Here is a 19975-nt window from a genome sequence, read left to right as displayed (position 1 = left end):
TCAGTCGTCCTTGTCATTGAGGGAGGGATTGGCGCCGTTGCCGGGCCGGTCACCGTCCTTGATGGCTTGGGTGGCGGTCTGCCGATGCGCACGCGCCGCCTGTTCGGAGCGCAGGCGGTTCGCCCAATCCGGCGGGGAACTGGAGGGGATGCCCGCCGATGCGGCGCTTGCCTCCGACATGGAGGCGGTCGGCGTGCCGCCGGTGGCCGTCCAGGCGCCACGGCGTCCGGCATCGGCGCTTTCTTTCAGAGAGGAAGAGGCGCGACCCGCGACTTGGCGCGCGGCGTTTGTGGCGGCTCCGCCGGCAGCGCGCGCCATGCCACCAACACCGGCCGCGGCGCCTGCCATGCCGGACGTCCCGGAGGTCGCCTGTCCCAGTTGGTAGGCGGAAGAAGCGGCAGACCCCATCGCCGTGCCCGCGCGGATGGCGGAAAGACCGCCGCCAGCGGCCATGCGCGCCCCGGCAAGCGCCGCGCCACCGGCGAGCATGGTCGCGCCCACCGCAGCACCAGTTGCGCCGAGGGCGGCGCCGGCGCCGAGCTGCGGTGCTCCGGATACAAGACCCGAAGCGATGCCGGGGCCGAAGATGCCGAGACCGAGCAGCGCCAGAGCGCCCAGCACCCGCGACATGGCGGCGGCAAGGTCCGGTTCCTGACCCTGAAGGCCGTTGGTGAAGGAAGCGAACAGCGTCGAGCCGATGCCGACGATGACGGCGAGCATCATCACCTTGATGCCGGAGGAAATCACGTTGCCGAGAACCCGTTCGGCGAGGAACGACGTCTTGTTCCAGAGCGCGAAGGGCACCAGGACGAAACCGGCGAGCGTCGTCAGTTTGAACTCGAGCACGGTGATGAAGAGCTGGATCGCCAGAATGAAGAAGGCGATGAGGACCAGGAACCAGGCCAGCAGCAGGACGAAGACGGTGAGTGCGTTGCCGAAGATTTCCGGAAAGCCGACGAGATTGCCGACCTGATCGATGAGCGGATACGCCGCCTCATAACCGGTGGCGGCGATCTTGCCAGGTTTGAGCAGATCGTCGGCGGCGAGCGTGCCGGGCGCGGCCTGGATGCCGAGACCGGAGAAGGACCTGTAGATGATCTCGGCAAGGTTCTGGAAGTTGTTGAGGATCAGCGCGAAGACGCCGACATAGAGCATCTTCCGGATCAGGCGCCCGATGATGTTGTCCTCGCCGCCCAGAGCCCAGAACAGGCCTGCCAGCGTGATGTCGATGCCGATCAGGATGGTGGTGAGGAAGGCGACGTCACCCGACAAGAGTCCGAAGCCGCTGTCGATGTAGCGGCTGAAGGTCTCCATGAACCGGTCGATGATGCCGAGATCATTCATCGCGCGTCGCCTCCCTGCCGGTCAGTTCCCAGAATAGGCGGAGCCGGAACCGAGGAACCTGCGCGTTGTCTCGCGCGCCGCTTCCTCCGCCTGCGCCTTGCGCGCGGCGTCTTCTGCCTCGGCGCGGTAATGGGCGGCCATCAGCGTCTGGATCTGCATCTGCTGCTTGGCCGAAAGCGCAATGAGCTGATTCGCGGCCTGCTGCGCCTGCAGCGCCCCGACGGCGCCATGGCTCCGATTGACGAGATCGGTGAGTAGCCCTTCGTCGACGCGCACGTTCTCGACGATCTGCGATTGCACCCGCATGGTTTGGCGGAAAGCGTTCATGGCACTCTGCCAGCGCTCGCGCGCGGCAGTGGCGATATCGCTGGTGCTGACCGTGGCATCGTACGAGCTTGGATATTGCTGCCGCCACTGGCCTTCGAGCTGCGTCAGGTCGAAGCTGAGGCCGTCGACCTGCATCATCAGCCCGTCGATACGGTTCAGCGCCCCCTGGAGTTGTCCGAGCGAGGAGAAATCCAGCCGCTGAAGGTTCTTTGCCATGTTCTGCAACATGACCGCCTGGTTCTGGAGCTGCTGGATCTGGTTGTTGATCTGCTCCAGCGCACGCGCCGCCTGCAGGACATTCTGACCGTAGTTGGTGGCATCGAAGACCGGCCAGGCGGCATGGCCCACCTGTGGCGTAGCGATGGCAAGAGATGCGGCGAGGAGCGCCGCGAGAGACGTGCGTTTCATGGTGTTGGCTCCTGTATTTGAGGAGAGAACGGGCCGAGGATGTCGGCGGCCCAATCGAGGCCGCGGGCTCTCAGAAACTCGACGGCGAAGGCCTCCCTGCCGTGCTCGGCCAGGATTGTGTCGATGAGGGTCTGGGAGGACGGATCGGAGGCGCCGCAGAGCGCCAGTGCCACGGGGCCGAGGCCCAGCTCGAACAGCCGGTTGCCGCGGCGCGATTGCAGGTAGTAGTGCCGTTTTGGCGTTGCCTGCGCGATCAGTTCGATCTGCCGATCGTTGAGGCCGAAGCGCTCATAGGCCGTGCGCGCCTGGGGTTCGATGGCCCGGTCGTTGAGAAGAAAAATGCGCTGCGGGCAGCTCTCGATGATGGCGGGCGCGATGGAGCTGTCGGCCACGTCCGCCAGCGACTGCGTCGCGAAGATCACCGACACGTTCTTCTTGCGCAGGACCTTCAGCCATTCGCGGATGCGGGCGGCGAAGAGCGGATTGTCGAGATAGACCCAGGCCTCGTCGAGAATGAGCAGCGTCGGCCGCCCGTCGAACCTCTCCTCCAGACGGTGGAAGAGGTAGGTCAGCACCGGCAGGACGACGCCAGCCTCATGCATCAGTTCCTCGGTCTCGAAGCATTGAACCTCGGACAGCGCCAACCGGTCCTCGGCGGCGTCGAGCAGCCGACCGAAGGGGCCATCGAGCGTATAGGGCTGGAGCGCGGCCTTGAGGGCGTTCGCCTGGACGAGGACGGACAGGCCGGTGAGCGTGCGCTCCTCGGCCGGCGCGGTGGCGAGGTTGCACAACGCCGACCAGACGGCCTCCTTCACTTCCGGGGTAACGGTGACATGCTCATGAGCGAGCAGCGCGCCGATCCATTCAGCCGCCCAGCTTCGCGTCGCCGGGTCGTCGATGTCGCGGAGCGGCTGGAAGGCGAGCGCGTTCGTGATGTCATCAGGGGCCGCACCCAGCGCATGATGCTCCCCACCCATGGCCAGCACGGCTGCGCGCGCCGAATTGCCCTTGTCGAAGATGGTGACCTGAGAGCCGGCATAGCGCCGGAATTGCAGTGCGATCAGCGACAAGAGCACCGACTTGCCTGCGCCGGTCGGGCCGACGATCAGCATGTGGCCGACATCGCCCACATGGGTGGAGAGGCGGAACGGTGTGGAGCCGCTGGTTTCCGCATGGAGTAGCGGCGGACATTCTGTCTGAGTGACTTTGGCGAGATGGGCGTTGCGCGCCGGTCCGGCCCACACCGCCGAGAGCGGCATGAGATGGGCGAGGTTCAGGGTGTGGACGAGCGGCTGCCGGACATTGGCGTAGACATGGCCCGGCAGTGAACCGAGCCAGGCTTCGACGGCATTCACCGTTTCCCGAATGCAGGTGAAGCCGAGGCCGTTGACGATGCGCTCGACGGCGCGGACCTTTTCCTCCGCGGTATCCCGGTCCTCGTCCCAGACGGTGATGGTCGTCGTCAGATAACCGAAACCGACATGATCACTGCCGAGCGCCTGCAAAGCGGCGTCTGCATCGAGCGCCTTGTTGTCGGCGTCGCTATCGACCAGTACAGCAGGCTCGTTGGTCAGCACCTCGCGCAGGATCGCTGTGATCGACTTGCGCTTGGCGAACCACTGCCGGCGCAGGCGGGTGAGCACCTTCGTCGCCGCCATCTTATCGAGCGGGATGAAGCGCGTGCCCCAGCGATAGGCAAAGTCCTGATGGTTCAGTGCGTCGAGGATGCCGGGGCGGGTCGCGTTCGGAAAGCCGAGGATCGTCAGCGTCCGCAAGTGCCGGTCGCCGAGCATCGGCTCCAGGCCGCCGGTCAAGGGCGTATCGACCAGCACGCCATCAAGATACATCGGCGTTTCGGGCACGGCGACGGGATGGCGCTTCGTCGAAATCGCCCCGTGCAGAAAGGTCAGCGTCTCGGCATCGTCGAGCGCGCGGATCTCCGGCAGGAAGCCGCTGAGCAAATCCAGCACCCGCTCGGTCTCGTCCCGGAACCGGGCCAGTTCCTGCCGCCAGTTGCGGCCGCCGCCGTCCCCTTCCCCCTTCCGGCCGGAATCCAGCAGCGCATTCTCGGTGCGCGCCTGCGCGTCGGGCGGCGGCATGTAGAGAAGTGTGAGGTGATAGCGGCTTTCGAAATGCCGGCCCTGCCCGTTCGCCGGGTCATCGCTCCACCGGGGCGATGACTGATCTGACTCACCTTCAAAGGCCGCGCGGCGTTCCTCATCGACGAGCCATGAGGCCGCATCCGGGAAGTTGGACCGCGGATAATCCTGCGCCTCAAGCCGCTCCGCCTCGAAGAACAGCGCCCAGCCGGAGCCAAGGCGCTTCAGCGCATTGTTGGCCCGTGCGCCGAGCCCGACCAGTTCGGCCTCCGTCGCGCTTTCGAGATCGGGGCCGCGAAAGCGGAAGCTGCGCTGGAAACTGCCGTCCTTGTTGAGGACGATGCCGGGCGCGAGGAGCGCCGCCCAGGGCAGAAGATCGGCGAGCCGGTCGGCTCGCCCACGGTATTCGGCCAAGCTCAGCATCGCCACCACCCCCGTTGACGCAGATGGCGGGCGAGCACGGGCAGGAAGTCCGGATCGTGCCTGGCCGCAAAAACGCTGAGCGTATGCCCGGCGACGAACAGGCCGAGCCCGGCGATCCACTGCTGGAGACCGAGGCCGATGGCGGCCGCCAGCGTGCCGTTGAGGATGGCGACGGCGCGCGGCGCGCCGCCGAGCAGGATCGGCTCGGTCAGCGCGCGATGGACGGGGATTTCGAAGCCCTCGATGTGGCGAGCAGCATCCATCAGACGAGCGCTCCGCCGCCGAAGGAGAAGAAGGAGAGGAAGAAGCTCGACGCCGCGAAGGCGATGGACAGGCCGAAGACGATCTGGATAAGCCGACGGAAGCCGCCAGAGGTCTCGCCGAAGGCGAGTGTCAGGCCGGTTACGATGATGATGATCACCGCGACGATCTTGGCCACCGGCCCCTGAACCGATTCCAGGATACGCTGGAGCGGTTCTTCCCACGGCATGCCGGAGCCCGCCGCATAGGCCGGCGCAACCATGAAAAACGTGAGGGCGGTAGCCGACAGAAATCGGAGCTTTTTGCGCATGAGATGTCCTTTCACGAGAGCGATTGCAGTTGGGGCATGGAAAGCGTGGTCACCGCGTAATCGCCGTTGGCGTCGAGGCCGGTGACTTCGGCGATGGTCTCGATGTGTCGGGATGAGCCGCGCCCGGCGATGAACACCACGAGATCGATCGCCTCGGCGATCAGGCGGCGCGGGATGACGGTGACGCTCTCCTGCACCAATTGCTCGATGCGGTAGAGAGCGGCATGGGCGGAATTGGCATGCACGGTGGCGATGCCACCCGGATGGCCGGTGTTCCAGGCCTTGAGCATGTCGAGCGCCTCGGCGCCCCGCACCTCGCCGACGATGATCCGGTCGGGGCGCAGGCGCAGGGTCGAGCGAACGAGATCGGCCAGAGATACGACACCCCGCCGCGTGCGCAGCGCCACGCAATCGGCCGCCGCGCATTGCAGCTCGCGCGTATCCTCGATGAGGATGACCCGTTCGTCGCAATTGGCGATCTCGGCCAGCAGTGCATTGGCGAGTGTGGTCTTGCCCGAGGAGGTGCCGCCGGCGACCAGGATGTTTATCCGCTCCCGCACCGCCTGCCTGAGGGCTTCGGCCTGGATCGGGACCATGATCTGGGCACGGACGTAGTCGGCTAGGGTGAAGATCTTCACGGCGGGCTTGCGGATGGCGAAGCACGGCGCCAATGCGACCGGGGGCAGCACGCCCTCGAAGCGCTCTCCCGATGGCAGCTCGGCGCTGACAATTGGATTGTCCGCATGCACCTCGGCGCGGACATGGGAAGCGATCAGGCGGATGATCCGCTCGGTTTCGGAGGGGTGAACACGCAGGCCAGCATCGCTGCGTCCCTCGCCGAGACGGTCGATCCAGAGCCTGCCGTCGGGGTTGACCATCACCTCGATCACGGCGGTATCGGAGAGGGCCTCGGCAATTGCCGGGCCCATCGCCGTCTTCAGCATGGCGCGGCGGCGTTCTTCGGCAGTTGTGCTCATGGGTTTTCCTCCCCGTCCCTGGGGCCGAGCGAGCGCTTGCCGCCGGCGATCTGACGGCCCACCTGCTCGACGAATTTCTGGTAACGCTCCTGCGCGACCGCCTGCGTCGCCTTGTCCGGGATCGGCGTGTGCGCGTTGAAGGTGAGATAGAGCCGCACGAAAAAGGCGAGGCTCTCGGTCAGGACATCGATGTCGCGCCGGATGAGGTTGTTCTCGCGCGTCAGCCGATCGAGGCGGATCCTCAACGCCTCATCGAGCGCATGGGCACCGCGGTGACGGATGTAATGGCGGATCGCGTCAGTGATGATGGCTGACTTGGAGGCACCGGGCTTGGCCGCCAGCGCTTCGAGCTCGGCGCTCGTTTCCTCGTCAATGTAGATGTTGTGGCGTGGCTTCATGCAGTGTTGCCCTGACAGTCTTGAAGAAGTCAGGACAAGGATCGCCGGATGGGCCGGAATCTCTTACGGCCTTTATGTACGACGGAATGCGATCACATGCGGATGCTTGCGCGGGATCAGAATCCTTCGAGGATATCTTTCTCCGGCCCCATTGCTTCGTTGACGCCATAGACGCGCGCTGGCTTCGACAGCCGATCCAGGGCGCGTTGGTCGGCGACGACATCCGACTCGTCTACATCGAGTCCCGGAATATCCGGCTGCCCCGGTTCGGCGGGCTTCGCAATCTCTTCTTCCGCCAAGCCCGGGTGGCGCTGCTGCTGAAGCCCACCTTCCTCACAAAGGGAACCGCGCCTCGTACCGTCCTCGCCGGAAGGCATCAGGCGGTCGTCGGTATCGCGCACCTGGCCGCTCCAGTCGTCGGGGCGCGGTGCCGGTTTGTCCTCGTAGCCGCCTTCGGAAAGCTGTGGGGCCGGCAGAACACGCTGCGTGAAGTTGCGATCTTCGTAATAGCGGAGCTTCTTCGCCCGGATCGGCGGCAGGCCCGAAACCAGCACCAGTTCATCCGCGGACGGCAATTGCATCACCTCGCCGGGCGTCAGCAGCGGCCGCGCGGTCTCCTGCCGGCTGACCATAACGTGGCTCAGCCACGGCGCTAGGCGGTGGCCGGCATAGTTGCGCTGCGCCCTGAGTTCCGTCGCCGTGCCAAGAGCGTCGGAGATGCGTTTCGCCGTCCGCTCGTCGTTGGAGGAAAAGGCGATGCGCACATGGCAATTGTCGAGGATGGCGTTGTTCTCGCCATACGCCTTGGATATCTGATTGAGCGACTGCGCAATGAGGTAGGCACGGATGCCATACCCGGCCATGAAGGCCAGCGCCGTTTCGAAGAAATCAAGCCGCCCCAGCGCCGGAAACTCGTCGAGCATCATTATGAGCTGATGCCTGCGGGTCTTCTTCGGGTCTCCTTCCAGCCGCTCGGTCAACCGCCGCCCGATCTGGTTCAACACCAGTCGCACCAACGGCTTGGTGCGCGAGATGTCGGATGGCGGGATGACGAGATAGAGCGAGACCGGATGTTCGGCATCCATGAGATCGGCGATGCGCCAGTCGCAGGCCGAGGTCGTCGCCGCGACGGTCGGGTCGCGATAGAGTCCGAGGAAGGACATGGCGGTGGAGAGCACACCCGAGCGCTCGTTCTCCGACTTGTTCAGCACCTCACGCGCGGCCGAAGCCACGACCGGATGGACCCTCGGGTTCTCCGGCGTGCCGAGATGGTTGGTCGCCATCATCCGCCGCAGCGTCGCCGCGAAGGACCGGCGCGGATCGGACAGGAAGGTGGCGACTCGCGCCAGCGTCTTCTCCTCCTCGGCATAAAGCACGTGCAGGATGGCGCCGACCAGCAAGGCGTGACTGGTCTTTTCCCAATGGTTCCGGCGCTCGAGCGCACCCTCGGGATCGACCAGGATATCGGCGATGTTCTGGACGTCGCGCACCTCGTCCGGCCCCTTGCGTACCTCCAGCAGCGGATTGTAGCGGGCCGACCGCAGGTCGGTCGGGTTGAATAGCAGGCAATGCGAAAATTTCGCGCGCCAGCCAGCGGTCAACTGCCAGTTTTCGCCCTTGATGTCGTGGATGACGGCCGAGCCGGTCCAGGTGAGAAGGGTCGGGACGACGAGGCCGACGCCCTTGCCCGAGCGCGTCGGCGCGAAGGCCATGACATGCTCCGGTCCGTCATGGCGAAGATACTGGTCGGCGAACCTACCGAGGAACACGCCTGCCGGACGGAACAGGCCGGCCTTGCGAATCTCGCGCGGCAAGGCCCAGCGCGAGGAGCCATAGGTGGTGACGAGCCTGCTCTGCCGCGCGCGCCACAGTGAGCCGATAATCGCCGCCGCACAGCCCATGAAGCCGCTGCCCGCCGCCAGCATCCCGGCCTTGTCGAATACCTCCGGCGCATAGGCCTCGTAGAAATACCACCACTCGAACAGCTTCCACGGCTGATAGACCGGCCAGCCGAACAGGACGAACCAGGGGCTGCCAAGCTGCGCCTGATAGCCCAACATGTCGGCGCACCACTGCGTCGCCGCCCATACGCCGAGGATGACGATGGCGAAGACGACGGCGATCTGGCCGATCAGGAGCTTGGTGGGGGTCATGGGCGTCGTTCCGCTGCTTGAGACAAACGGAACGATAATCGAGCGATGCGACAGAAGTGCTTATGGTCTTTATATACGATGGAATGCGATCGACGTTCTACGATCAGGACAACCACTTGGCATAATGAGTCGCCTGCCAAACGAAGTATGCCGCCGAGGCCATGTGCACAACTCCCACAATAGGATCGACGGAGGAAGACCCCGCCACTACGACCCGAAAGAGCAGCAGCGTGCAGGCCATGTGGAAATGCCGAAAGACGGTTCTAAGACATAGGCCCCTACAAGAACGACATCGGACAATTAAGTGGCTATGTTGGTACCCTCCGCGCCAACGGCAATGCCGGCATCGGCCTTTCTTCGAACCGACAGCAGGACAGCACCCTTGCTGCTCGACGGCGCCATGCGCGGTCGTGCGTTTCCGACCAAGTCGAACAGGTCCTGGGACCGACGCTCAGGCCCGGCGAAACTATCGTCATGGACCTGTCTGGACGCCCCCGTTGATGCAAGAAGAATCTTTTCGAAGAGTTCGGAGCGTAGTCGGGTGCTGACATGTGTCCGGCCTCTGTTGCGGCTATCACACGCTGCGGGCCCGTATGGGGATTTCGCGGATTGGGCCAATACAATCTGGCGCGCTCGAGGTGCGCATCCATGATCTGGTTTTCCCGATCCCGTCTTATTGACCGTGGCGCCTTACTCTCCGTTCGACCTTCTCACACTTTCGCAGCCCGCTAGAGGAGCGGACTAACCTGCTACGACCGGCGTTCGATAGGTTCCGCTTTTAGAGCAGAATTCGTTCATGCTGCATCGTATCCGGCGGCGGCGATGTAATTGGCACATTCCTGCACTGTGAAGGTTGGGATCAGGCTGCCGATCCTGTCCCACAGGCCGTCGATGGTGCGCTCGGCTGCCTTCCTGAGCATTGCCTTGAGCTTCGAGAAGTCCGGGCTGTAGGGCGGAAGAAACAGCAACGGCGCTCCCGCTGTTTCGATCATCTGGCGAGTCCGCGGACCCTTATGGCTGGACAGATTGATGGGGTGGACGCCCCCTCAACCTGTCCAGCCATAAGCGCACCGCCGTGCGCCGGGCCATCGAACGGGCCGGCCTCCAAATGCACCTTTTCCAGGACTACAACTCCGACTTAAATCCAGTAGAAATAGCCTTCTCCACGCTAAAAGCATTCCCATAAAGAAGCATGCGCCGCGGCTCGTCAATGAGCTTTGGGACACTATTGCTCACGGCATCGACGCCATCTTTCTCGTCTATGTCTCCACTACCTCGCTGCTGCCGATTATGACTGGTGAGTGATCGAAAAATGCTTAGGTAAGAACGTTGCATCAAGATTCAACCGGTTCGCTCATTCAGCCGGGTCTAGTTGTTTTGGTCCCGCTAAACCTTTAGCCCCGCCCATCTGACCATGACACTCCCGGCCAGCATGCTCATGCCAATCGCGAGGAGTAGAGGACCAGCGAATTCCTCTGCAACAATGCTTGAGGTCGAGGAAACCGACAGCAGCATCAGGCTGAATTCTCCTCCGTGGGCCAGGATGATCCCAGTGCGCCATGAGCTCTGAAGCGACTCGCCGAACAGTCGGGCGACGACCAAAACGATCAGCGTCTTGCCCGCGAATATGATCGCGAGCCAGATCAGCACCACAGGCCATACAGATGGAATGATCCAAAGTGGCAATTGCGTTCCGATGCCGACAAAGAAAATCCCGACAAACAAATCGCGGAAGGGCCGAATCTCGTTCTCGACAGCATGGCGCGCGTCACCCTCGCCGATAATCATGCCGGCCGCGAATGCAGCGAGTGCCGGAGAAAAACCGGCGGAGGCCGCGACAATCGCAGACCCGAGCGCAATGGTGAGCGCGAGGAGCTGGGCAAGTTCCGGATCGCCACGCGACGCTACCCAACGGGCAAGCACCTGCAACGGGCCACGGGCAATGAACAGAGCTGCAACCAATGCCATTGCACTGGCGACGACCGTTATCACGCCATGTCCCTCGGCGGCTCCACTCATCGAATCGTGCAGAAGCAGGAATGCGACAGCTGCCAAGTCTTGAAACAGAAGCACTGCAATGGCCAGACGCCCTTGGGCCGATCCCAGAGCGTTCGCGCTTGCGAGCACCTTGAGGCACATGGCCGTGGATGACATGGCAACGGCCCCGCCGATGAGGATTGCGGGGAGGGGCGCGAGATCGAAGATCAGACTCGCTACCAACGACACCGTTATCGTCGTGACTGCAACCTGCACGGCTCCAAGACCGAAGACATGCTTCCTGAGCGTTACGATCTTCTCGAACGAGAATTCCAGGCCAAGAGCGAACAGCAGGAGTACCACTCCGATCTCGCCAATGCTGCTCAGGGCAGCGCTCTCCGCAATCAGGCCGAGGCCGGCAGGTCCGATGACTATGCTGGCAAGAATGTAACCGACGATACTGGGCACGCCGATCCGTGAACATATCGTCACGAGCACGAACGCGGCAAAGACCAACAAGGCCGCACTTTCGACAAATCCGGTCACGCCATGCATGTTCTTCTCCTGATGGCATGGCGCAGGTAAGGCCAATACCTGTAAACTCTAGACGTGCGAGCGCGCCCACTGCGCTATCTGCGCGGCAGGCATTGCTCCGCTCGTTCTCGCAATTTCCTTCCCGCTACTGAACAGGATCATGGTGGGAATGCCGCGGATCCCGTGGCGGCCGGCGATCTTCTGTTCGGCTTCCGTATCGAGCTTGCCGAGGCGGAAATTTGGTTCGAGCGACTGCGCCGCCGCCTCGAATTGGGGCGCCATCATCTTGCATGGCCCGCACCACTCGGCCCAGAAATCGACGAGCAAGGGCAGTTCGGCATTCGCATGACGGTCAAAATTAGCCGCTGTAAGCGTGACGGGCCTGCCTTGAAAGAGAGGCGCGCCGCAGCGTCCGCAATTGGGATTGTCGGTCAGGCGCTCTTGCGGCACCCTGTTGGTGGCATTGCACTGCGGGCAGGCGACCGTGGGCATCCTGTATCCTTTCGTTGACGAGCAGGTCCTGGCGGCCGGCTGATGCAAGCGTTCAGCGCGTGGACATGGCGCGGCGCGCCTCTCGCTGCCGCGGCTCGGGCAGGTATTCCACGCCACCGCCCTGGCGCCGAACCGGCTGCGGATAGAGCGTCATCAGCTCCAGTATTTCCTTGGGCATGTCCGTTCCAACGGGCAGGCCCATGTCGCGGGCCTCATCGGCAGAGATGGGATAGTCGTGGGTCCAGATGCCGGTCGCCAGCTTCGCCGCCACGGACGCCGCGCGGTTCTCGTCCATCTTGTCCGACAGCAGACGCTTCGCGAACGCCTCGATCTGCGCAATGGCCTTGCGACCGACATCGGCCATGATCAGGGTCTGGTCGTCGATCTCGGCGATGGGTTTCTCCTCGACGACCTTGATGAGCGAGGCAGCAGGCAACTGGCCAAGTTGCGGATCGACGGGTCCCAGCACGGAATGTTCGCACATCACGATCTCGTCGGCAGCGAGTGCGATCAGCGTGCCACCGGACATCGCGTAATGTGGCACGAACACTGTGACCTTGCCCTTGTGTCCCTGAATGGCGCGGGCAATCTGTGTTGCCGCCAGCACAAGGCCGCCCGGTGTGTGCAGCACGATGTCGAGCGGCACTTCGTCGTCGGTCATCTGGATCGCGCGCAGCACTTCCTCCGAGTCATTGACGTCGATGTAACGCATCAGAGGGAATCCCAGCAGGTTCATCGTCTCCTGCCGATGAATCAGCAGAATGACGCGACTGGCGCGTTTCTTCTCGATCTGGGCGATCTTGCGTGTGCGCATCGCCTCAAGATATCTGCGCTGCAGAACCGGCTGCAGCGCCGAAATGATGAAGAACAGCCAGAACAGCTGCATTATGTCCATGGACCTTGTCCTCCTTCCCGTCGGCCATCCGGCAGAAAGCCATAGATGCCCTCGTCGCGATAATAGTGGCGATAGGCGTCGGCGCGCCGTCGCAGGAGTGGCGTTACGAGCCAACCGGCGACAAACCCGCCGATATGCGCCCACCAGGCGATCCCGCCCGTGGCCTGATCGCTGCCGAGCGACAGAAAGCCGGGAATGACCTGCATGAAGAACCAGATCATTGCGAAAATGAACGCGCGCACTTCGAAGAACAGCGGAATGAACAGAATCGGCACGATCACCACCAGCCGAGCCGCCGGAAACATGCGTGCGTAGCAACCGATCACGCCCGCGATCGCCCCCGACGCGCCAAGCGCGGGAACGACCGAGTCGGGGTTCGCCAGCGCGTGCGCCAGTCCGGCCGCCACACCACAGAACAGATAGAACAGCGTGAATCGACCCGGTCCGAGCCGATCCTCGACGGCGGGGCCGAAGATCCAGAGCGTCCACATGTTCAAGATGAGGTGCAGCCAGCCCCCGTGCAGGAAGATGTTGGTCAGGAAAGGGGTCCAGTCCGATGGGGCGACGAGGCTTAGCTGTCCGAAGAAGCGCGAGGGCACCAGCGCGAACTCGAACAGGAACCGGTCCAGCACGCGCGGCGGCAGGCTGGTCTGATAGAGAAACGCGAGGACGCTCATGCCGATGACCGCCCAAACGATGACGGGCGGGTAGCGGCGCGCGACGCTGTCAAGATAGGGAAACAAGCGGCAGATCCTCGCTCGCGCTAGACATTCCGTTCATTGTTCTTTCCCGGCTATCGTCACGCCCGTCCAGGCCGGCGGATCGGAGGCTGGGAAGGATTCGAGTGAGGCTTCGAGCACCGGATCGAATTCGGCCTGTTCTTGCGACGACAAGTCCACCGTGCCTTCCTGCTCGACCGCGCGCCTGAGGCGGTGATCCGAGCGACCGTGATCCACGCGGGACGGTATGCGGAAGGCTTCAGGCGCATCGGCTCCCTTGTAGAGCCGATGCCGTTCCTCTCCCCGCCAACGGTCAGGCGCACGCCTGTGAGTCGTGTCTTCGCGCACGAGGTAGCGCCAGTCTTGCCGCTCCGCGAATTCAACGGCGCTTTCGCGGTCGGGGAATTTCAGCCGGATCGAACGATAGGGATCGTCGCTGGAGGTATATCCCATCAGCGGCTCGATTTGGGGCGGACGCGACGGCTCGAACTCCAGTATCCAGTAGTTGGGCCGCGGCGCCGACGTCATCGCGGAACGTGCCGGCCGGTAGATGATCGCGGTCGGGACGTCCCATGACCTCGTGTTGGTCCCGGGTATCTTCGGCGGAAAGGGTGGACGATTGTGACCGCGCATCATGGTGCTTCCCCTCGGCTGTCCCCCAGAAAAGCGCGTTCCAGACGGGCGCGATCCCGAAGGGGCTGTGGAATTCGCAACCTCCTCTGGTGAGCACTTTCAAAAAGCGCATGAGCGGTATCGGAAGACTGACCTGAGTCACGCAGTTTATCGCGAAGATAATCGCGAGCCGACTGGACGATCCGGGTCACGTCGTCTTCAGGAATGCCGAGAACCGAAGAGGCCTTTTCAAGCGGGGTGTCGTTCAGATCGACGAGAAACAGAACCCTGCGCCATAGCGCTGGAAGACCGGCCATCGCCCGGTGAAGGGCCAACGCGTCCTGGCGTTTCGCGACAGCCGTTTCGGGGTCGTCCCCACCGTCGTCGGCGATGAGCTCCTCGAGAAGCAGCACATCGTCGGGCTGATAGAACTCGAACATCTCCTCATCCGACTCGGTAGGCTCCCCGGCCGGCGCCTCGGGTGCAGCGTCGATCGGGGCGGCATCCTCGGGCACCGCGCGGCGCGCGGCCTGCGCCTCGGCCTCGATGGTCTCGAAGGCCAGTTGCGTGAGCCAATCGCCGACTGAGAATTCGGTCGGCCGCCGCTCGAAGCGGTCGAGCCCCTTGAGGATCGTCGCATCGACGATATCGCGAACGGCAAGATAGCCCTGTGGTACCGATCCGCTGCATTCGAGATAGGTCAACTCACGCCTGACGGTGTCGTAGACCGTATCGAGATGATCCTCGATCAGGTCGAAGAAGAGCTGGCGCCGTTCCGCTTCCGCCGCATCCCGCGCGGGCGCCAGCGGGGCGCCGATTCGGCGCCGGCGGGCGGGACGCTTGTACTCAGGCTCGTGCTTGAGGCGTGCCACATGCCGATCGATCCGGTGGCGCAGATCGGCAAAGGCCTTGCGCAGGGCAGGCTCGATCTCGAACCCCTCTTCCTGCGCCGTGATCATTCCCGAGGGCAGTTGCAGGCGCAGGCTGACCTGGATGCGCGTCTTGCCCTTCGTCTGCGAGGCGACGACCTCGAGCCGGACGAGTTCCTCGCGGAAGCGTACAAGATGCGGTTCAAGTTGCCGCACCTCTTCCTCGATGACCTCAGGCGCGCGCTGTTGGCCGTGCCGGTCGAGATTGCGAAACGCTCTTATAACTTTCATGCCGTTAAACCTTCTTGTCGCTTTTCGACGAAACAAGCCGGCGCGACCGTCATCGCGCCGGGCCAGTCCCTCGCAACGTCACCCGGCGGATTTGTCGTCCTTGGACTGCACCTCATCCTTGGCCTCGACCGGGACGTCGGGCGTCGGAGCGTCCGCCTTGTCTCCGGCAACTTCGCTAGACTCGTCGATCCCGGCCTTGGCCTGATCGTCCGGGCTGTCGTCACCGGTGTCCTTTGCGATCTTGTCAAACACGACCTTCTGCTCGTCCGCCGACCAGGCGACGCGGACCTTGTCACCATCCTCGATCCGCCCGGAGAGCATCTCGCGGGCCAACTCGGTCTCCAGCTCCGACCGGATCAGCCGGCGCAGCTCGCGGGCGCCGAATTCGGGGCGGAAGCCGACCGCGCCGAAGTGATCCACGACGCTCACGTCGAATTCGAGTTCGACGCCCTGGCCGAGGGCGGTCCGTTTCACCCGGTTCAGCTGCAACTCGACGATCTGGCGGATTTCCGACTGGTTCAGCGAATGGAAGACGATGATCTCGTCGATCCGGTTGATGAACTCTGGCCGGAAATGACCGCGCAGCACTTCCATCAGTTCGGACTTCTGCTTTGCCTCGTCGAACTCCTTGGTGCCCCGTTTCTTGAGGTTGCGCTGGATAATGTCCGAGCCCAGGTTCGAGGTGGCGATGATGATGGTGTTGGTGAAGTCAACGACGCGGCCCTTGCCGTCGGTCAGCCGGCCATCGTCGAACACCTGAAGCAGGATGTTGTAGACATCCGGATGCGCCTTCTCGATCTCGTCGAGGAGCACGACTGAGTAGGGCCGACGGCGCACCTTCTCGGTCAGTTGCCCGCCTTCCTCGTATCCGACGTAGCCCGGAGGTGCGCCAACCAGCCGGGCAACCGAGTGGCGCTCGCCATACTCCGACATGTCGATACGGATCATCGCATCCTGATCGCCGAAGATCACCTCGGCGAGCGTCTTGGCAAGTTCGGTCTTGCCAACGCCGGTCGGCCCGAGGAACAGGAATGTCGCCGTCGGGCCGCGTCCTTCGCGCAGGCCCGCGCGCGCCAGGCGCACCGCATCGGCCACGGCGCGGATGGCCTCTTCCTGGCCGATGACGCGCTCGTGCAGCTTCTCCTCGAGCTTGAGGAGCTTGTCCTTCTCCTCGGTGGTCAGTTCGGTGACCGGAACGCCGGTGATCTTGGAGACGATCTGCGCGACATGATCGGCGCGCACCTCGGCGGTCGCCGAAGCCTGGTCGCGCTTCCAGATCTCCAGAAGCTCGTCCAGCTCCTTCTGCTTCTGCTCCAGTTCCTTCTTCAGCTCCGCTGCCCGGTCGAATTGCTTTCGGGCTGCGGCATAGTCCTGCTCGCGCTTGATCTGCGCGACCTCGGCCTCCAGCTCCTGGACGTCCACGGGGCGCGCCGTGGCGCTGATCTTCACCCGTGCGGCGGCCTGGTCGATCAGGTCGATCGCCTTGTCGGGCATAAAGCGGCCAGTAATGTAGCGGTCGGAAAGCTCGGCCGCCGCGACGATGGCTTCGTCGGTGATGGTCACCTTGTGGTGCGCCTCCAGCGTGTCGCGCAGGCCGCGCAGGATCATGATGACCTGTGCGACCGTGGGTTCCTCGACATAGACCGGCTGGAAGCGGCGCTCGAGCGCGGCATCCTTCTCGATGTATTTCTGGTACTCGTTGAGCGTCGTTGCACCGATCAGGTTCAATTCGCCCCGCGCCAGCGCCGGCTTGAAGGTGTTGGCGATGTCGAGACCGCCTTCGCCGCCGCCCTGGCCGGCGCCGACGATGGTGTGGATCTCGTCGATGAACAGGATCAGAGTGTCCTTCTCCTCGGTGATCTCCTTGAGGATCTTCTGCACCCGCTCCTCGAACTCGCCCCGATACTTCGACCCGGCCACCATCGAGTTGATGTTGAGTTCGACCAGCCGCTTGTCGCGCAGCGCCTCTGGCACTTCCCCCGCGACGATCCGTTGTGCAAGTCCCTCGACGATGGCGGTCTTGCCCACGCCAGGCTCGCCGATCAGCACCGGGTTGTTCTTTTTTCGGCGGGCCAGCACTTCGATCGTCGTCTCGATCTCGCGGGCGCGGCCGATGACGGGGTCGAGCTTGCCCTCGCGGGCGAGCTTCGTCAGGTCACGGCTGAACTGGTCCAGATCGGGCGTGCTGGAAGGCGCCTCCACGCGGCCCTCCTCGGCTCCCTTGCCCACGACCTTGGTCACCTGCTGGCGAAGCGCCTGCGGCGTCAATCCGTATTTGCGCAGGATCGACGCGGCCAGGCCTTCACCTTCCTCGGCGAGGCCGATCAGCAGGTGCTCGGGACCGACATAGGAATGGCCGAGTTCGTTCGAGGCGATGAAGGCCCGGTTCAGCGCGTCCTTCAGGCGAGGACTGACGCCGATTTCGCCCTCCGTCTTGGCCTCTCCACGCTTCGCTTCCTTCTCGATCTGGCGCCGCAGGTCGTCCACATCGACCTTGAACTGCTCCAGGATCGTCTTGACGACGTCGGACGAGGTCAATGCCAGAAGCAAATGTTCGGTATCGACCTCGCTGCGCCCGAATTCTCCGGCCTTCTGTGCGGCATCCTGCAGCAGCTTGTTGCCCTGTTCGCTCAGCCGGTCGGCGATGGTGCGCCCCCCGCCGCGCCGCGATCCACGCCGCGGCGCCCCCTCACCGAAAGTGGCCTCGACGACATCGTCATCGCCGTCACCCATGGGGCCGAGCGTGCCGCCGCGCAACGGACTGTCGCCGAAAAGGCTGCCGAAACCGCTATCGCCGAAGAATTCGTCAAAAAGGGAATGCCGCCCGAACAGGGACTCCAGCGGCGAGGCGCTGCGGCCCGACCGGCGCGCCATTTCGCGGTAATGCTGGTCGCAAAGCTCCATATTCTGGATTCTGCCGTTCACCGAGGCGCGCACGCGCGCCGTCGCCGGGCGACCGCAGATGTCGCAAGCTCCGTTTGCCATTCGTCTTCTCCGTTTCCTTATCCAGTCAGGGTTGTCCGCCGATCATCTGCGCCAGTGACCGTGTCACGCAGCGACTGCTTCCGTTCGTTTCACCTTGGACGCAATTGCCACCAGATCGGGCTCGTCCAGTGTCTCCCGTTGCAGGAGATCCTGCGCCGATTGCTCAAGAAGATCCCGATTGGTCTCAAGAAGGGCGAGGGTGCGCTTGAACACGCCATCCACGATGTCGCGCACCTTCGCGTCCATCCGCTCGGCCGTGGCCTCGCTGTAGCGGCGGTTGAGCCAGGACGCCTGATCGCCGGTGCCGAGAAAGCCCGGGCGGTCGGTGTCATAGCTGACATGACCGAGGTCTTCGTCCATGCCGTAGCGGGCCACCATCGCGCGGGCGATGTCGGTCGCCTTGACCAGATCGTCGGCCGCCCCCGTCGAGAACTGATCGTAGATGATCTTCTCTGCCGCACGCCCGCCAAGCAGGACTGCGATCTTGTTCTCGAGCTCCTCCCGCGTCATCAGGAAGCGGTCCTCGGTCGGGCGCTGGATCGTATAGCCAAGCGCGCCAATCCCGCGCGGGATGATCGAGACCTTGTGCACCGGATCCACCCCCGGCAGCGCCATCGCCACCAGCGCGTGCCCCATCTCGTGATGCGCCACGATCTCGCGTTCGCGCGGGTTGAGGACGCGGTTCTTCTTTTCAAGCCCAGCGACGATGCGCTCGACGGCATTGTTGAAGTCGTCCATCGTCACCGCATCCGCCTTGCGGCGCGTGGCCAGGAGCGCGGCCTCGTTGACGAGGTTGGCGAGGTCAGCGCCCGAGAACCCGGGAGTAAGCGCCGCGACCTTCTCGGCATCGACGTCCGGGGCGAGCGTCACCTTCTTCATGTGCACATTCAAGATCTGCACACGCCCCTTCTTGTCCGGCCGGTCCACCAGCACCTGACGGTCGAAGCGTCCCGCACGCAGCAGCGCGGGGTCGAGGATCTCTGGTCGGTTGGTGGCGGCCAAGAGCACGATGCCCACCGAAGGGTCGAAGCCGTCGAGCTCGGTCAGAAGCTGGTTCAGCGTCTGCTCACGCTCATCATGGCCACCGGCGATCTGGCCGGAGGAGCGCGCCCTCCCAAGAGCGTCGAGTTCGTCGATGAAGATGATCGCTGGGGCGGATTTCCGGGCCTGCTCGAACAGGTCGCGCACCCGTGCGGCGCCGACGCCCACGAACATCTCGACGAACTCGGAGCCCGAGATCGAAAAGAAGGTCACGCCCGCCTCACCCGCCACCGCGCGCGCCAGCAGCGTCTTGCCGGTGCCCGGCGGCCCAACGAGCAATATGCCTTTGGGGATATGTGCGCCCAGCTTTCCGTATTCGGCCGGGTTCTTGAGGAACTCCACGACCTCCTCCAGCTCGGCCTTGGCCTCGTCCACGCCGGCCACGTCGGCAAAGCTGACGCCGGTTTCCTTTTCCATGTAGACCTTGGCCTTGCTGCGGCCGACCTGCATGAACCCGCCGAAACCCTGCTTGTCGGCGAACTTGCGGAACAGCAGCATCCAGATTCCGAAGAAGACAAGCGCAGGCGCCACCCAGGAAATCAGCGTGCCGAGAAAAGTGTTTTGCGGAACGCCAGTGATCTCGATACCTGACCGGTCTATCCGTTCCAGGATTGCGGGATTCACTACGGTCGTCACGAACTGCTTCTTGCCGTCGACCGGTTCGGCGAAGGTGCCTGTGATAGTGTCTGACCCGACCGCGACAGAGGAAATTTTCCCGTCAGCGAGATACTTCTCGAACTGGCTGTAGCTGATCGGCGCGACGGATTGCCAGCCGGCGATCAGGTTCTGGATGAAAAGCACGGCTATGAAAGCCACCACCCAGTACCAGATGTTGTATTCGGTCTTCTTTTCCATGCCCC

The 19975-nt window shown here is 63.7% G+C and carries 16 protein-coding genes and 1 pseudogene; all 17 read right to left on the bottom strand.

What is annotated here, in order from left to right:
* Positions 1–1344: a P-type conjugative transfer protein TrbL gene (gene trbL / locus EPD66_RS16295; protein WP_142849563.1), complete on the bottom strand. Its 1344-nt coding sequence runs from the start codon at positions 1342–1344 to the stop codon at positions 1–3.
* A 21-nt stretch (positions 1345–1365) separates the two neighbouring features.
* Positions 1366–2079 carry a P-type conjugative transfer protein TrbJ gene (trbJ, locus tag EPD66_RS16290; RefSeq protein WP_142849562.1) on the bottom strand — a complete coding sequence of 238 codons (714 nt, stop codon included), beginning with the start codon at positions 2077–2079 and terminating at the stop codon, positions 1366–1368.
* A complete protein-coding gene (gene trbE / locus EPD66_RS16285) occupies positions 2076–4601 on the bottom strand; it encodes a conjugal transfer protein TrbE (RefSeq protein WP_142849561.1) in 2526 nt (841 codons plus the stop codon). The genes trbJ and trbE overlap by 4 nt, the downstream gene beginning before the upstream one ends.
* Positions 4595–4864 carry a VirB3 family type IV secretion system protein gene (locus EPD66_RS16280; RefSeq protein WP_142849560.1) on the bottom strand — a complete coding sequence of 90 codons (270 nt, stop codon included), beginning with the start codon at positions 4862–4864 and terminating at the stop codon, positions 4595–4597. Before EPD66_RS16280 ends, trbE begins: the two co-directional genes overlap by 7 nt.
* Positions 4864–5172, bottom strand: a complete 309-nt coding sequence (locus EPD66_RS16275) for a TrbC/VirB2 family protein (protein WP_142849559.1) — start codon at positions 5170–5172, stop codon at positions 4864–4866. Before EPD66_RS16275 ends, EPD66_RS16280 begins: the two co-directional genes overlap by 1 nt.
* A gap of 11 nt (positions 5173–5183) precedes the next feature.
* The gene (gene trbB, locus EPD66_RS16270; RefSeq protein ID WP_142849558.1) at positions 5184–6149 is read right to left on the bottom strand and encodes a P-type conjugative transfer ATPase TrbB; all 966 of its coding nucleotides are present in this window, start codon (positions 6147–6149) and stop codon (positions 5184–5186) included.
* Complete coding sequence (locus tag EPD66_RS16265; protein WP_142849557.1) at positions 6146–6547, bottom strand: CopG family transcriptional regulator; 402 nt, start codon at positions 6545–6547, stop codon at positions 6146–6148. The genes trbB and EPD66_RS16265 overlap by 4 nt, the downstream gene beginning before the upstream one ends.
* Positions 6548–6663: 116 nt before the next feature.
* The gene (locus tag EPD66_RS16260; RefSeq protein WP_142849556.1) at positions 6664–8700 is read right to left on the bottom strand and encodes a conjugal transfer protein TraG; all 2037 of its coding nucleotides are present in this window, start codon (positions 8698–8700) and stop codon (positions 6664–6666) included.
* A 794-nt stretch (positions 8701–9494) separates the two neighbouring features.
* Positions 9495–9728, bottom strand: a pseudogene (locus EPD66_RS16255) (transposase); the annotation flags it as partial.
* Positions 9729–10086: 358 nt separating this feature from the next.
* On the bottom strand, positions 10087–11232 hold the full coding sequence (locus EPD66_RS16245) for a cation:proton antiporter (RefSeq protein ID WP_142849555.1): 1146 nt from the start codon (positions 11230–11232) through the stop codon (positions 10087–10089).
* A gap of 48 nt (positions 11233–11280) precedes the next feature.
* On the bottom strand, positions 11281–11703 hold the full coding sequence (gene trxC / locus EPD66_RS16240; protein WP_142849554.1) for a thioredoxin TrxC: 423 nt from the start codon (positions 11701–11703) through the stop codon (positions 11281–11283).
* A 52-nt stretch (positions 11704–11755) separates the two neighbouring features.
* A complete protein-coding gene (locus EPD66_RS16235) occupies positions 11756–12598 on the bottom strand; it encodes an ATP-dependent Clp protease proteolytic subunit (RefSeq protein WP_142849553.1) in 843 nt (280 codons plus the stop codon).
* The gene (locus EPD66_RS16230) at positions 12589–13341 is read right to left on the bottom strand and encodes a rhomboid family intramembrane serine protease (protein ID WP_142849552.1); all 753 of its coding nucleotides are present in this window, start codon (positions 13339–13341) and stop codon (positions 12589–12591) included. The genes EPD66_RS16235 and EPD66_RS16230 overlap by 10 nt, the downstream gene beginning before the upstream one ends.
* 33 nt (positions 13342–13374) lie before the next feature.
* A complete protein-coding gene (locus EPD66_RS16225; protein ID WP_142849551.1) occupies positions 13375–13953 on the bottom strand; it encodes an NADH dehydrogenase ubiquinone Fe-S protein 4 in 579 nt (192 codons plus the stop codon).
* Entirely contained in the window at positions 13950–15089 is a 1140-nt protein-coding gene (locus EPD66_RS16220; protein ID WP_142849550.1) for an RNA polymerase sigma factor, read from the bottom strand. Before EPD66_RS16220 ends, EPD66_RS16225 begins: the two co-directional genes overlap by 4 nt.
* Positions 15090–15167: 78 nt before the next feature.
* Complete coding sequence (locus EPD66_RS16215) at positions 15168–17822, bottom strand: ATP-dependent Clp protease ATP-binding subunit (protein ID WP_370511891.1); 2655 nt, start codon at positions 17820–17822, stop codon at positions 15168–15170.
* A gap of 315 nt (positions 17823–18137) precedes the next feature.
* Positions 18138–19970 (bottom strand): ATP-dependent zinc metalloprotease FtsH, encoded by a 1833-nt coding sequence (gene ftsH, locus EPD66_RS16210; protein ID WP_142849548.1) that lies wholly within the window; start codon positions 19968–19970, stop codon positions 18138–18140.
* Between the last annotated feature and the right edge of the window lie 5 nt (positions 19971–19975).

The sequence above is a fragment of the Telmatospirillum sp. J64-1 genome (assembly GCF_006980715.1).
GTDB classification, from domain to species: domain Bacteria; phylum Pseudomonadota; class Alphaproteobacteria; order Rhodospirillales; family Magnetospirillaceae; genus Oleiliquidispirillum; species Oleiliquidispirillum nitrogeniifigens.
Note: the sequence above shows the minus strand (reverse complement) of the source record. Positions and strands in the feature narration are given on the sequence as shown.